13 protein-coding genes are annotated in these 14,926 nt (G+C 45.6%); 3 read left to right on the forward strand and 10 right to left on the reverse strand.

Going from position 1 to position 14,926, the window contains the following annotated elements; translation table 11 throughout:
- Position 1: 1 nt before the first annotated feature.
- Positions 2-1,051 (reverse strand): rod shape-determining protein, encoded by a 1,050-nt coding sequence (locus AKG33_RS05655; protein WP_012031280.1) that lies wholly within the window; start codon positions 1,049-1,051, stop codon positions 2-4.
- Positions 1,052-1,243: 192 nt separating this feature from the next.
- On the opposite strand from AKG33_RS05655, the gene gatC reads away from it, so the two are divergent.
- Positions 1,244-1,534, forward strand: a complete 291-nt coding sequence (gene gatC / locus AKG33_RS05660; protein WP_012031281.1) for an Asp-tRNA(Asn)/Glu-tRNA(Gln) amidotransferase subunit GatC — start codon at positions 1,244-1,246, stop codon at positions 1,532-1,534.
- A gap of 11 nt (positions 1,535-1,545) precedes the next feature.
- Positions 1,546-3,000 carry an Asp-tRNA(Asn)/Glu-tRNA(Gln) amidotransferase subunit GatA gene (gene gatA / locus AKG33_RS05665; protein WP_407635239.1) on the forward strand — a complete coding sequence of 485 codons (1,455 nt, stop codon included), beginning with the start codon at positions 1,546-1,548 and terminating at the stop codon, positions 2,998-3,000.
- A gap of 13 nt (positions 3,001-3,013) precedes the next feature.
- Here the strand turns inward: gatA and AKG33_RS05670 are convergent, their stop codons facing one another.
- The 4 genes from AKG33_RS05670 to secA are packed head-to-tail and all read right to left on the reverse strand — an operon-like array spanning position 3,014 to position 9,179.
- Positions 3,014-4,909: an ABC-F family ATP-binding cassette domain-containing protein gene (locus tag AKG33_RS05670; RefSeq protein ID WP_012031283.1), complete on the reverse strand. Its 1,896-nt coding sequence runs from the start codon at positions 4,907-4,909 to the stop codon at positions 3,014-3,016.
- The gene (gene metK / locus AKG33_RS05675; RefSeq protein WP_012031284.1) at positions 4,910-6,058 is read right to left on the reverse strand and encodes a methionine adenosyltransferase; all 1,149 of its coding nucleotides are present in this window, start codon (positions 6,056-6,058) and stop codon (positions 4,910-4,912) included. It lies immediately after the preceding gene.
- On the reverse strand, positions 6,055-6,462 hold the full coding sequence (locus AKG33_RS05680) for a (deoxy)nucleoside triphosphate pyrophosphohydrolase (protein WP_012031285.1): 408 nt from the start codon (positions 6,460-6,462) through the stop codon (positions 6,055-6,057). The genes metK and AKG33_RS05680 overlap by 4 nt, the downstream gene beginning before the upstream one ends.
- Positions 6,459-9,179: a preprotein translocase subunit SecA gene (secA, locus tag AKG33_RS05685; RefSeq protein ID WP_050708024.1), complete on the reverse strand. Its 2,721-nt coding sequence runs from the start codon at positions 9,177-9,179 to the stop codon at positions 6,459-6,461. The genes AKG33_RS05680 and secA overlap by 4 nt, the downstream gene beginning before the upstream one ends.
- 130 nt (positions 9,180-9,309) lie before the next feature.
- Here secA and AKG33_RS05690 point away from each other — a divergent pair, with 130 nt between their 5' ends.
- Positions 9,310-9,765 (forward strand): hypothetical protein, encoded by a 456-nt coding sequence (locus AKG33_RS05690; RefSeq protein ID WP_050708025.1) that lies wholly within the window; start codon positions 9,310-9,312, stop codon positions 9,763-9,765.
- A 52-nt stretch (positions 9,766-9,817) separates the two neighbouring features.
- Here AKG33_RS05690 and lpxC read toward each other — a convergent pair whose 3' ends face one another.
- The 5 genes from lpxC to AKG33_RS05715 are packed head-to-tail and all read right to left on the reverse strand — an operon-like array spanning position 9,818 to position 14,923.
- Complete coding sequence (lpxC, locus tag AKG33_RS05695) at positions 9,818-10,747, reverse strand: UDP-3-O-acyl-N-acetylglucosamine deacetylase (RefSeq protein WP_050708026.1); 930 nt, start codon at positions 10,745-10,747, stop codon at positions 9,818-9,820.
- 1 nt (position 10,748) lies between these two features.
- Positions 10,749-11,918, reverse strand: a complete 1,170-nt coding sequence (gene ftsZ / locus AKG33_RS05700; RefSeq protein WP_012031289.1) for a cell division protein FtsZ — start codon at positions 11,916-11,918, stop codon at positions 10,749-10,751.
- Between the two features lie 16 nt (positions 11,919-11,934).
- On the reverse strand, positions 11,935-13,155 hold the full coding sequence (gene ftsA, locus AKG33_RS05705) for a cell division protein FtsA (RefSeq protein WP_012031290.1): 1,221 nt from the start codon (positions 13,153-13,155) through the stop codon (positions 11,935-11,937).
- Positions 13,156-13,172: 17 nt separating this feature from the next.
- Positions 13,173-13,973, reverse strand: a complete 801-nt coding sequence (locus AKG33_RS05710; protein WP_041729577.1) for a cell division protein FtsQ/DivIB — start codon at positions 13,971-13,973, stop codon at positions 13,173-13,175.
- Positions 13,974-13,990: 17 nt separating this feature from the next.
- Positions 13,991-14,923: a D-alanine--D-alanine ligase gene (locus AKG33_RS05715; protein ID WP_012031292.1), complete on the reverse strand. Its 933-nt coding sequence runs from the start codon at positions 14,921-14,923 to the stop codon at positions 13,991-13,993.
- Positions 14,924-14,926: the final 3 nt, after the last annotated feature.

Here is a 14,926-nt window from a genome sequence, read left to right on the forward strand (position 1 = left end):
TTTAAGGCATTAAAAAAGAAGCCACGCCGCGTTGATCGAGTAAATCAAGCAATTTTCCGCCGCCGCGCGCCACACAGGTTAACGGTTCATCAGCAATAATGACGTTTAAACGGGTTTCTTCCATAATTAAACGGTCAATATCGCGCAACAATGCGCCGCCGCCAGTTAATACGATGCCGCGGTCAGCAATATCAGCCGCGAGTTCGGGTGGTGTTTTTTCCAATGCTTGTTTTACCGCGCGCACGATTGCGTTTAACGGTTCTTGTAACGCTTCAAGAATTTCATTGGAATTGATCACAAAACTGCGCGGCGCGCCTTCTTGTTGATTTGTGCCGCGCACTTCAAGCTCGCGCACTTCTGACGTTGGATAAGCGCAACCAATTTCTTTTTTCAAACGTTCTGCCGTCGGCAAACCAATCACGATGCCAAAATTACGGCGAATATAATCGATGATAGCGTTATCAAATTTATCGCCGCCGGTGCGCACTGATGCCGAATAAACAATTCCGTTTAACGATAAAACGGCTACTTCACTGGTGCCGCCGCCAATATCAACGACCATGGAACCGTATGCTTCATCAATCGGAATACCCGCGCCGATTGCCGCTGCCATCGGTTCTTGAATAATGAATACATCGCGGGCGCCGGCTCTATCTACGGCTTCCCGAATCGCCCGTTCTTCAACTTGCGTTGCGCCAGAAGGCATACAAACAATAACGCGTGGGCTGGGGCGAAATAATCCGCTGCGATGATGCGCTTGACGAATAAAGTGATCCAACATCATGGCAGTAATATTAAAATCGGCGATGACGCCATCTTGCAGCGGACGCACGGTGGTTAAATTATCCGGCGTCCGTCCCAACATTTGCTTTGCCTGTGAACCGTAGGCAACGATCTTTTTCCGTCCATCTTTGGGATCTTGGGAGATGGCAACCACGGAAGGTTCATTTAAAACTAAACCTTCTCCTCGCACATAAATCAAGGTATTTGCTGTTCCGAGATCAACGGATAAATCACTCGAAAACATTCTGCTAAACAATTTCAACCTCATAAATAACTGCCTCTAAAAAACCACGCCCGTCATCACGAGCAGATGCAAAAATAAGGCGGTTATGATACCGTTCTACTCGTTTTTTCCAAAGAGGCGGATTAAAAATATTCATCTGCCGACAGCTCAAAATCATTTGTTGATTGCCGGTTATAAAAATCGCGGCGATAACGTTTTACGTTCAAGGAACCGAAAATGACACAAATTAATCCTGAAATCGTTAGAAAAACGGCAAAATTGTCGTTACTCGCATTAAGCGAGGAAGAAGTGGCACAGTTTTCCCAAGAACTCGCACAAATTTTTCCTTTGTTTGATGCCTTAAATCATGAAGATATCAGCGCACTTTCTCCGCTTGCGCACCCGCTTGAGCTTCATCAGCCGATGCGTCCTGATATTGCCATCGAGTGCGATTTATTAGCATCGATTGCAGAAAATGCCCCCGAATTTGAACAACAATTTATCACCGTACCCAAAGTTATCGAGTAATCATGAGCGATTTGCACCATAAAACCGTCGCAGAACTGGCGACCTTATTACACAATAAAACGCTTTCTTCCGTTGAACTCACTCAACATTTTTTATCACGAATTCAACAATATAATCCCAAATTAAACGCCTATATTTGCACCACCGCCGATAGAGCTTTGGCTGATGCAAAAGCCAGCGATGAACGCCGCCAAAAAGGCGCCGCGCATTCGCCGTTAGACGGCATTCCCATGGGGCACAAAGATCTTTTTTGCACCAAGGGCATTGCCACAACTGCCGGCTCAAAAATGCTCGAACGCTTCATTCCTTCTTATACGGCAACCGTTGTCGCGCGTTTAGAAGCAGCTGGCTCCGTGCTTACCGGCAAACTTTCTATGGACGAATTTGCCATGGGATCTTCGAATGAACGCAGCTATTTTGGCGCCGTATACAATCCGTGGGACGAACAACGTATTCCCGGCGGTTCATCAGGCGGTTCTGCAGCGGCAGTTGCCGCGCGTTTAATTCCGTATGCAACCGGATCAGATACCGGCGGCTCTGTTCGTCAGCCAGCGGCTTATTGCGGCATCACCGGCATTAAACCTACTTATGGCACCTGCTCGCGTTGGGGCATGATTGCTTACGCGTCTAGTTTGGATCAGGCGGGCGTGTTAGCAAAAACGGCGCAAGATTGCGCGCTGATTTTAAACGAGATGGCAGGACACGATCCCAAAGATTCAACCTCCAATCCCAAAGCGTTAACTCAATTTGATCACGAATTAAACCGCGATCTTGACGGCATCACTATTGGTTTGCCCAGCAATTATTTAGCAGGACTCGACGCCAAAATTGCCGAAAAACTCCAGCAAACCGCCGCACTTTATGAAAAACTTGGCGCCACTATTAAAGAAATTACGTTAAGCGCAACCGATGTCGCCATCGCCAGTTATTATCTGATTTCTTCTGCGGAAGCGTCATCTAACTTAGAACGTTTTGACGGCGTACATTACGGTTATCGTTGCGCCAATCCGAAAGATCTTAGTGATTTATACGAACGCAGCCGCAGTGAAGGATTTGGCGCTGAAGTCAAACGCCGCATTATGATCGGTACTTATGCCCTTTCTGCCGGTTATTATGATGCTTATTATGAACAAGCGCGCCGCGGTCGCCGCGCCATTCTCAATAGTTTTTTACAAGCTTTTAAAGAATGCGATGTGATTTTAGGGCCAACAACACCTACCACGGCATATCCGTTGGGCAGTAAAGTTGATGATCCCGTCGCAATGTTTTTAGGGGATTTGTATACCGTATCCGCGAATCTCGCGGGGCTGCCGGCTTTGAGCCACCCAGCAGGTTTTATCGACGGTTTGCCCGTAGGCTGCCAACTCATCGGCGCTCATTTTAGCGAGCCGCAGCTGTTAAATTTGGCGCATCGTTTCCAACAAGAAACTGATTTCCATCAGCAAATTCCCGAACATTATCGTTAAAACAAAAAGCCAGTTAATACTGGCTTTTATATGCTTTTTCGGCAGCTTCTAAGGCTTCCAAAGCGTCCATTAGTTCCGCTTCTGCAACTAAAAGCGCGCGGTCGGCGTCAGCTTTTTCCGCTAAAAGCGCATTAAGACGCGGTTTTTCCGCTTCAGTATACAAACTCATATCTGCCAAAGCCTGTTCCAAATCTTTTTGCTTATGGTGAACGTTATCCAGCTTTTTTTCTGCTTTTTCAATCGATTGCTGATAAGGGCGTAGATATTGCCGGCGTTCGGCTTCTTGGCGTTTTTGTTGCTGCCGATCATTTATCTTTGCCGTTTTTTCAGATGACTGCTCACTACGCTTTTGCCGCAAATAGTCGCGATAATCGTCTAAATCGCCGTCAAAAACACGGCAAACGCCCTCATCAACCAAATAAAACTGATCACAAGTTGCGCGCAATAAACTGCGGTCATGAGAAACCAGCACTAACGCGCCCTGATACGTTTGCAGCGCGCGGATTAAATTATCACGCATCGATAAATCCAGATGATTCGTCGGCTCGTCAAGCAATAATAAATTAGGACGCGTAGCAATTAATAAAGCCAAAGCCAACCGCGCCTTTTCACCGCCCGAACACAATTGAACGGGCATTTGCACCGCTTCACCCGCAAAACCATAAGCGCCTAAAAAATTACGCAATTCTTGCTCGCTCGCTTCCGGCTGCTGTTGTTGAAAATGCCATAGCGGCGTTTGTTCACTCACCAATCGATCGAGCTGATGCTGGGCAAAATAACCAATTTGTGCTTTTTGGTGCGCGCTGCGTTCGCCTTGAAGGAGCGGCAACACACCGGCTAAAGTTTTCATTAAAGTTGATTTGCCGGCGCCATTGTGTCCCAACAAACCGATCCGCGCATCGGCATTAATCGCCAAAGTAAACGGTTTTAAAAGTGGCGTTTCATAACCCATCACCGCTTGTTTTAAACGCAAAACCGGCGAAGGATAATGCTCTGCCGGCGGAAATTCTAAAGCATAATTCTCTTCAATCGATGACGGCGGCGTCAGCGTCAATTTTTCCAAAGCTTTTAAACGACTTTGCGCTTGCCGCGCTTTCGTTGCTTTTGCGCGAAAACGGTCAATAAATTGTTGTAAATGCACGCGTTTTTCCGCTTGCTTGGCATATAACGCATCTTGTTGCAAACGTTGCTCATGCCGTGTTTGCACAAATTGGCTGTAATTGCCGCGGTAACTAATCAGTTGTTCGCCCTCAATATGAACGATATGTTGACATAATGCGTCTAAAAAATCGCGATCGTGAGAGATAATGAACAAAGTTGTTGGATATGTGAGCAAAAAATCTTGCAACCAAACAATCGCATCTAAATCAAGATGGTTAGTGGGCTCGTCCAGCAACAATAAATCGGCGGGGGCAATTAATGCCTGAGCCAAATTGAGCCGCATGCGCCAGCCGCCGGAAAAATGCGCCACGGGCAACTGATGTTGCGCGGGCGCAAATCCCAAACCGGTTAACAATTCTGCCGCGCGTGCCGGCAAACGATAAGCATCTACTTGCTGCAAAAGCTCGTGCGCATGCGCAATCGCTAAACCTTGACCACTTTGCTGTGCGCGTAATGCTTCTTGCTCGGCGGCGCGAAAACGCTGGTGCCCATCTAAAACATAATCAAGCGCAGATTGCGCTAACGCCGGCGTTTCCTGACGCACGCTGGCAATCCATTCGCTCTCCGGCAAGCTAACTTGTCCCTGATCGGCTTCCAATTCGCCGCGCAATAATGCAAATAAACTGGATTTACCGCAGCCGTTACGTCCCACGAGCCCCACGCGTTGCCCGTGATGAATATTTAAATTTGCCGCCCGCAGCAATATTTTCGCGCCACGGGCAAGCGTCACATTTTCTAAACTGATCATTTACGCTTGTTGCAAAGCATCGCTGCGATCGGTTTTTTCCCAAGTAAATTGCGGTAATTCGCGTCCAAAATGACCGTAAACCGCGGTTTTTTGATAAATCGGGCGCACTAAATCCAGCATTTCGATGATGCCGTACGGTGTGAGATCAAAAACGGCTTGTACGCGGCGCACGATTTCTGCGTCGTCAATCGTACCGGTGCCAAAAGTATTAACCATGATAGAAGTCGGTTCAGCAATGCCGATCGCGTAAGAAAGTTGCACTTCACAACGCGTTGCCAATCCCGCTGCGACTACGTTTTTAGCAACATAACGCGCGGCATATGCGGCGCTGCGATCCACTTTGCTCGGATCTTTTCCGGAAAACGCACCACCGCCGTGTCGTGCGGCGCCGCCATACGTATCAACAATGATTTTTCGTCCTGTTAAACCGCAATCGCCTAAAGGTCCGCCGATAACAAATTTTCCCGTCGGATTAATATGGAAGCGCGTTTTTTTATCGATCCATTTGCTGGGCACGATCGGCGCGATAATTTCTTCGCGCACGGCTTCGGTCAATTCTTTCAAAGAAATTTCTTCGCTGTGTTGCGTTGATAAAACAATGGCATCAACGCCAACAATCGTATTATCGCGGTAACGGAATGTAATCTGGCTTTTCGCATCGGGACGCAACCACGGCAAAGCACCGGAATGACGCAATTGCGCTTGTTTTTCTACTAAACGATGCGCATAAGTAATCGGCGCGGGCATCAAAGTAGGCGTTTCCGTGCAGGCATAACCAAACATTAAACCTTGATCGCCGGCGCCTTGTAATTTCGCCTCGCCGCGATCAACGCCTTGCGCAATATCGCCGGATTGTTTGCCGATAGCATTTAAAACGGCGCAAGTGCGTCCATCAAATCCCATTTCCGAATGGGTGTAACCGATGGTGCAAATGGTTTTGCGCACTAAATCTTCTAAATCAACCCAAGTGCTGGTGCCGATTTCGCCGGCAATAACAACCATGCCGGTTTTTACCAAAGTTTCGCAGGCGACCCGCGCTTTTAAATCTTTTTCTAAAATGGCGTCTAAAACCGCATCAGAAATCTGATCGGCAATTTTATCTGGGTGACCTTCAGAAACGGATTCTGAAGTAAACAAATATTCGGTCATGATTTTGCTCCGATTTTTATTTTTTGCTTTAATAATTCAATAACATAAGAGTTTGGTTTGGGAAAAACGTCTGGATTAAGTTGAGCGATTTCTGCCCAACAAACTTCCTGATTTTCTAATCCTTGCGGCGCATAATCGCCTACGCAATCGGCAAAATAAAAACTCAATGCGACGTTATTTTCGCCCAAACCTTGATAGAACAATTGCCAATGTTCGCTGCGGGTATCAATGCCTAATTCTTCTTGAAATTCGCGGATTAAAGCCTCGAGATGACGTTCTCCTGCTTCAACTTTTCCACCGGGAAATTCCCAAAAACCGGCGCAAAATTTGCCCGCCGGTCGCGTTGCAATCAAAACTTTTTGATTTTTTTGACACAAAATCCCCGCAACGACTTCAATCATCATAATTTACCGCAGCAATGTTTATATTTTTTACCGCTGCCGCAGGGGCAAGGTTGATTGCGCCCTACTTTACTGGCTTCAACTTCAGTAATCGGCGGATTTTGTGATGCCGTAGCATCATTAGTTGATTGCGATTGCGACGCTTCGGGCGCAGGTTCTGCCGCGGTGGCAGTAGATTCAGCATTCGGCGCGTTAAACGTAATATGATTGAGCAAACGCACGATTTGCAATTGAATATTTGCCAATAAATCAATAAATAATTCATAGGATTCCCGTTGATATTCGCGTTTGGGATCTTTTTGCGCCCGTGAACGCAACCAAATCGCCTGCCGCAGCATATCCATCGTTGCTAAATGCCCTTTCCACAATTCATCAATAATTTGCAAAGCAACATATTTTCCTGCCCAATCCATCATGTCGTCACCATATTGAGCGCGTTTTTGGGCATCAATTGCGTTAAATGCGGCAAGCAAACGTTTTTGAATTTCATCAACGGATAAATCCGGCTCTTTTGCCAACCATTCTTTTTCAACGGCAATCGATAAACCAAATTCATTTAATAACGCGGCTTCCAAACCGGCAACGTCCCAATTTTGGCGCACTTGATCGGCGGGAACATAATGCGTGATTAACCGCGTAACGATTGATTCGCGCATTTCATCGAGCATTTCGCGGATATTTTCCGCGTCCATAATGACCGAACGTTGGTTATAAATGACTTTGCGTTGTTCATTGGCGACGTCATCGTATTCAAGCAAATGTTTGCGCGCATCAAAGTTGTGTGCTTCTACTTTGCGTTGTGCGCCTTCGATTTGCCGCGAAACCATTTTCGATTCAATCACATCATTCTCGCCCATGCCCAAGCGTTCCATCATTCCTGCCATACGATCACCGGCAAAAATGCGCACTAAATTATCGTCCAAAGCGACATAAAAACGACTAGAACCGGGATCGCCCTGCCGACCAGAACGACCGCGCAATTGATTATCGATGCGCCGCGATTCGTGACGTTCCGCGCCGATAACGTGCAATCCGCCGGCGGCAATCACTTCATCATGGCGTTTTTGCCACGCTTCCTGCACCGCGGCTTTTTCTTCTTCCGTCGCATCGGCGCCGAGTTTATCCAATTCAGCTTTTAAACTACCGCCCAAAACGATATCCGTACCGCGTCCTGCCATATTTGTGGCAATGGTAATTTGTCCGGGGAGCCCCGCGTTGGCAACGATTTCCGCTTCTCGCGCGTGTTGTTTAGCGTTTAAAACGTTGTGCGCCACGCCTTCTTTAGTTAATAAATCCGAAATTAATTCAGAAGTTTCAATCGATGCCGTGCCCAATAAAACCGGTTGCCGGCGCGCCAAACATTCTTTAACTTCGGCAACAATTGCTTGATATTTGCCGCTTTGTTTTAAGAAAATCATGTCGGTGTAATCGATGCGCGCAATCGGGCGATTAGTAGGAATAACGACGGTTTCTAAATTATAAATATCTTGAAATTCATAGGCTTCCGTATCAGCGGTTCCCGTCATGCCGGAAAGTTTTTCATACATACGGAAGAAATTTTGATAAGTGATAGAAGCCAGCGTTTGCGATTCTTGTTGAACGGTAACACCTTCTTTGATTTCAATGGCTTGATGTAAACCATCTGACCATCGCCGTCCGGCTAATGTTCGTCCCGTAAATTCATCAACGATCATCACTTGACCGTCTTTAACGATGTAATCAACATCGCGATGATAAAGATGATGCGCGCGCAAACAGGCATTTAAATGATGAAATAGACCGATATTTTTCGGTTCATACAAACTTTCATTTTCGGCAATCAAACCTTTTTCCACGAGCAATTTTTCAATGTGCGCGTGACCCATTTCGGTGAGTCCCACTTGTTTGGTTTTTTCATCGATGGAGAAATCGCCCGTTTCAATTTCTTCTTCATCGTTCAACAGTGATCTTTTTTCTTGATTAGGATCTTTTTTCTGAAGCGTCAAATAAGGAACTAACTCGTTGAGTTTACGATACAATTCCGTATTCATTTCCGCCGGGCCTGAAATAATTAAAGGCGTACGCGCTTCATCAATCAAAATGGAATCGACTTCGTCAACGATGGCAAAATTGAGTTTTCGTTGTAAACGTTGATCGGGCGAAAGCGCCATATTGGTGCGCAAATAGTCAAAACCAAATTCGCTGTTGGTGCCGTAGGTAATATCGGCGCGATATGCGGCTTTTTTCTCTTCGGTATCCATGCCGGAAACGATGATGCCGGTGGTCAATCCTAAAAAGCTATACAATTTCCCAAGTTCGCCGCCGTCGCGTTTTGCCAAATAATCGTTAACGGTTACAACGTGAACGCCTTCTCCTGATAACGCATTTAAATAAACGGCTAAAGTCGCGACCAAAGTTTTTCCTTCACCGGTGCGCATTTCGGCGATTTTGCCTTGATGTAATACCATGCCGCCGATGAGTTGCACGTCATAATGTCGCAAACCTAAAACGCGTTTTGCCGCTTCGCGCACCACCGCAAAAGCTTCTGGCAAAACGTCATCTAAAGTTTCGCCCTCGGTGAGACGCTTTCGAAACTCGTCGGTTTTTGCCCGCAAAGCAGCATCATCAAGAGCGATCATGCTTTCTTCTAGTGCATTAATTTTTTTGACTGTTTTCGATAATTGTTTGATTATGCGTTCATTACGCGAGCCAAAGAGCTTGGCAATAATTTTGCCTAACATATTTTAAAGTCCCTATAAAAAAATAAAACCGCGCCGCGGTAAAAAAAATCCGATGCATCATAACGAAAAAAAATCGAATGTGGTACGCTGTTCCGCACTATTTATCTGGGTCATTCGTTCTTTTTCAAGTATGTCTACCACAAAAAATCACTTTACAACCATTCAAAGCTTGTTGGTTACTTTTTCTCGCGCGACGGCATCGGAATCGTTAGCCCACTATTCGCGTTATCAAAATATTTTTTTAAGTTGTCTGCCGGAACAATGGCGCAGCCGCGTAATGGTTGGTGAAATACAAAATGGGCGTTGGGCGGTTTTTGTTCAACACGGAAGCGAGGCTTATCAATTGCGTTATTTGCTGCCGGAAATCACCGCCGCGCTCAAACAAAAATTACCTTATGTTCCGCAAATTAAAATCAAAACCCAACCGGATTTATGGTTGATGTTTCCCAAAAAACGCCGGACGATTACGCCGTTTAAAAAAAATCTTAGCGAAATTGAAGCCGCGGAAATCATCAATCAATTTATTCAAAAAACACAAAACAAATTGCAGCAAATCTCAACCGCGCCATCACATGATGATATCTAAACGAAAAAAGCCGGTAAAAATAAATTCTACCGGCTTACCAATAAAAATAATCCTAAAACGCCAACAGCGGATAGTCACCAGATAATAAATCTTCATAAACAACGGGTTGTTCGGCGCTGTCTTGTTCTAATTCATGCCACTGCCAACAATCTCCATGCTCGATAACTGCCAACGCTAATTTATTATTCAAATCGTGTCCGGATTTATAACCTTGATACCAACCCAAAATCGGCGCGCCAAGCAAATATAAATCGCCAATAGCATCAAGCAATTTATGACGCACAAATTCATCATCAAATCTTAATCCCTGTTCATTGAGCACGCGATAATCGTCCACAACAACCGCATTATCCAAACTGCCGCCCAAAGCTAAACCGTTACTATGCAAATATTCAATATCGCGCAAAAAACCAAAAGTTCGCGCGCGACAAATCTCGCGAATATAACGTTGTGTTGAAAAATCCAAACGATAATATTTATTACGGTGGCGAAAAACAGCATGATTAAAAAGTATCGTAAAATCAATTCGATAACCATCAAATGGCAAAAGACGCGCCCATTTATCGCCGTCGCGCACTTCAATGGGTTCTAAAATTTTAATAAAACGTTTACTTTCATCTTGTTCACAAATGCCAGCTTGTTGCAATAAATACACAAAAGGTGCAGCGCTGCCGTCCATAATTGGCACTTCGGCAGAATCCAAATCGATATATAAATTATCTACGCCTAAACCCGCCAGCGCGGACATAAAATGCTCAATAGTAGCAACGCGCACGCCGTCAACAACCATCGCGGTGCATAACTGCGTATCGCGCACGGACGATGCCTCTGCTTTAACGTGCGGTTGATTAGGCAAATCCACCCGCCGAAAAACGATTCCCGTATTCACCGCCGCCGGACGCAAAGTCATCGCGCAGGGTTTTCCGCTGTGCAAACCAATTCCTGCGGCGTAAATTTCGTGTTTAATGGTTCTCTGGCGCATGTTATTTCACTTTTTTGCGCAAAATAGAAGCCAAAGAATAACCTTCTGGCTCATTTTTGTTTTCTGATAATAATGAAGAAAAAGAAGGCGCTTGTGGCGCGGGCGGCGTATTACCGGATAACAAAGTTGACGGCGCGAATTTATCGCCTAATAAGGTATTAACATCTTGTTCATTAATCATTTTATCGCCATCATTTTCTTGACCAATTCCCGTTGCCACCACGGTAACGCGCAAAACATCGCCTAAATCGTCATCGATCATCATGCCGATTTTTACGTTAACCAAATCTTCGTCGATTAATTCGTGGATCAGCGTTGCCGCGGCATGAAATTCACTATTTTTCAAACTGCTGCTGGCAGAAATATTGACCAATAAGCCGTGCGCCGAAGACAAATTAATATTTTCCAAAAGCGGCGAGGAAATGGCTTTATTAGTCGCTACTTGCGCCCGATCTTCGCCACTTGCTTCGCCGCTGCCCATCATCGCCACGCCGCGCTCGGACATGATTGTTTTGACGTCTTCCAAGTCCATATTAATCAAACCTTCTTTTTGAATAATATTGGCAATACTTTCCACGCCTTTTTTGAGCACGTCATCAACGGTACTAAAAGAACTCAATAAAGTGGCTTCCTCGCCCATCACGTCGCTGACGCGATCGTTGGGAATAACGATTAAACAATCCACTTCATTTTTTAATACTTCTAAACCTTCTTCCGCCATGCGCATGCGTTTGCTGCCTTCAAAGAAAAAAGGTTTTGTAACGATTGCTACCGTCAAAATTCCCATTTCTCGGGCAATTTTAGCAATGACCGGCGCGGCGCCAGTGCCCGTGCCGCCGCCCATTCCCGCGGCAATGAAAACCATATCGGCGCCGTCTAACGTTTCTTGAATACGACTACTATCTTCTTCAGCAGCTTTGCGACCAATTTCGGGTTTAGAACCTGCGCCCATGCCGCGCGTTGTTTGTGCGCCAAGTTGTAATTTATGAGGAACGGGGCTGTTTTGTAATACTTGCATATCCGTATTTGCAACAATCAGTTCAACGCCTTCAAGCTCAAAATCCATCATTTGTTTGACAGCATTACAGCCGCCACCGCCAACCCCGATAACTTTGATCAGAACATGTGTAGCATTTTTATTTTCTTTTGTCTCTACAATACCAATACTCATAACTATCCCTGAATGGCTAAATATATTTTAAAATAAGGCGCTTAAGTCGGCGCATTATACCGCTATTTGCATATTTTACCCAAATATGGTCGGCTATCGGCGCGTAAATTAAATGAAACATTCCTAAGGTCGTCATCATGCCTGCGTCGCTTTGTAAATCCTCGGGCAAACCTTCAATATTGGGAATCGTTGCCGCGCGCACGGGCAATTTTGATGCTTGGCTGACGTATTCCGCCAATCCCTTAATTTGTGCGCCGCCACCCGTTAATACTAATCCGCCTTTACTGAATTCTTGCATACCCGATTGCAGCAAAGCGTGGTTTAATTGCGCGAAAATATCGTCATAACGTTTACAAATTTTTTCAATAAAAACATGCTCATCAACCGCGCGCGCCGTGCCCGCAGTAGTCGGTACAAATAAATCCTCATGAGAAAGCGCGGAAAGATCTAAAGCGCCGGCGCGACATTTCAACTCTTCTGCCGCTTGACGCGTTGTGGATAAAGCAATGGCAAGATCGCTTGAAACATCATCGCCGCCAACGCGTAATCCGCCGCTAAATTGCGCCTTATCTTGTTCAAAAACCATGAAATCGCTCGTGCCGGCGCCGATATCGACAACACAAACGCCTAATTCGCGTTCTTGCGCGGAAGTTGCCGCATAAGCCGATGCCAGCGCTGAAAAAACGAATTGATTAACGCCAATATTGCAGCTATCTAATACCCGCCGTAAATTTTGAATGGAATTTAATTGAGCACGAATAAAATGCAGGCGCACTTCCAATAAATCAGCAATCATGCCTTGAGGATTTGCAATTTGTTCGCAATCGTCTACTAAATAACTTTGTTCTAACGCGTGCAGCAATTGATAATTATCTTCTTGAACGCTATCGCGCAGCCGCACCAAAGTATCAATAAGCAAATCTTGAGAAATTTCCCGATGCGCCACGTCAACGCGCGCTTGATGATTAAATGAATGAATATGCGCGCCGCTGACCGCCACATCCACATTACAAATTTCCACGCCAGATTGCCGTTCGGCTTCATTGATGGCATGTCTTAAAGCCGCACCCACTGCCGTAATATCAGTAATAACGCCGTGGCGGCACGGTATATCATTTGCCCAACCACAGCCTAGAATTTTTAACGCGTGTTCGGGATATTTCTCGGCAACGGTCACGCGTAAACGTGAACTACCAGTATCAACAACAACCTGAATGGGATCAATATCATTTATCATCTAGTTTTATCTCATGCTCAAGACTTTTTATCGTTACTCATCGGTTTGACGCCCTCTTTCCAGCGAATAGAAAAACCACCCTGATAACGCAAATCAACCGAATGAATATATTTTTGATAACGTTTTAAAATACGATTATTGACCAAAATCAACTTTTTAATCCGCTGATTGAGATGATCACGCCCAACGATAACGTCAACTTGTTCCGGCAAAACCACATGCCAAACCAATCGCGCATCTAAATTTAAAGCGCATACTTCAACATCAGCCGTTTTTAAATAAGGAATTAAATGTTGATACATATTTAAAACGGGTTTTTCATATCCTTTCGGGCCGCTCACGCTAAATAATTTGGCTAAAGCTGGCGTTTTTGGCAAAGCAAAAGGAAATCCATTTTTATCCAAAAATTCATCGTTGCCCCAGCGCAAAATCGGAATCCGCTCCTGCACGTCCAAACGCAAACCGTCCGGCCAAACTTTAGTCACCGATGCCGATTCCACCCAGCCTAACGTTTCAATTTCTTTCACTAATTGCCGCACATTAATCCGCATTAAATCGGATTGACCGTGTGCGATAACCACCGCTTTTAAAGAAGCAATATCAGCATAAATCGGTTGACGCGCTACGATAATCCGATGCAACGGCAAAAAGCTATCCCGCGTCATCTTTTGATAAGCAAAAAAACCTAACGCGAAAATCACCGTCAATAAAGCAAGCGTTAAAATAAATTGCGAAAGCCCGTACCAAATATAAAACCAAACGCTTTTTGTTTTTTTGGCAATGGAAGGTTTACGCATGCGCCGGAATTTCAACGCCACTCAATCTTGCTCCCCAATTAAGAAGTTAACGTTTGTGCCAAAATCGATTGCACCAGTGCCGAAAAATCCATACCAATTTGCTGCGCTGCCATGGGCACTAAAGAATGCGTCGTCATACCCGGCACCAAATTAATTTCCAACAAATACGGTCGATTTTGAGCATCAACAATCATATCAACTCGTCCCCAGCCGCGCGCACCGATCGCTTGAAATGCCGCAAAAGCAATTTCGCGACAACGCGCATCTAAAGCAGCATCAATCGGCGCGGGGCACAAATATTGCGTATTTGCCGCGTGATATTTCGCGTCGTAATCATAAAAATCATGATCATTGCCGGCAACGATTTCAATTGCTGGTAAAACCGTATCATTAACAATGCCATACGTCAGTTCGCGTCCTACAATCCAAGGTTCTGCCATAATTTTTGCACGCGCACCGCCGGCAAAAGGAATCGCCGCCGCTAATTGTTCCTGATTTTTAACGCGACTGACGCCCACGCTCGAGCCTTCTAATGCTGGTTTAATCACAAAATCCTGACAGTGCAATTGTTCTACAAGCGTTTCAAAACGACTTTCCGGCGTCACCAAAACATCAGCCAGCACGGGCAATCCCGCACTCTGCCATACTTTTTTACAAACCACTTTATCCATCGCCAAAGCGCACGCTAAAACGCGGCTTCCGGTATATGGAATCCCCAACCATTGCAAAATCGCTTGAATTTCGCCATCTTCGCCGCCGCGACCGTGTAACATCACAAACGCGCGCGAGAAATGCTCGTCTTTCAACGTCCAAATACGATTGGGGTCGCCCGTATCCAATAAATGCGCATCAATTCCAGCAGCGCATAACGCCGCATGCACCGCGCGCCCGCCGATCAACGAAATTTCTCGTTCGGAGGAATTACCTCCATATAACACGGCAACTTTACCCAATTCTATTGCTTGAATCATTTA

It is taken from the genome of Dichelobacter nodosus (assembly GCF_001263335.1).
GTDB lineage: Bacteria > Pseudomonadota > Gammaproteobacteria > Cardiobacteriales > Cardiobacteriaceae > Dichelobacter > Dichelobacter nodosus.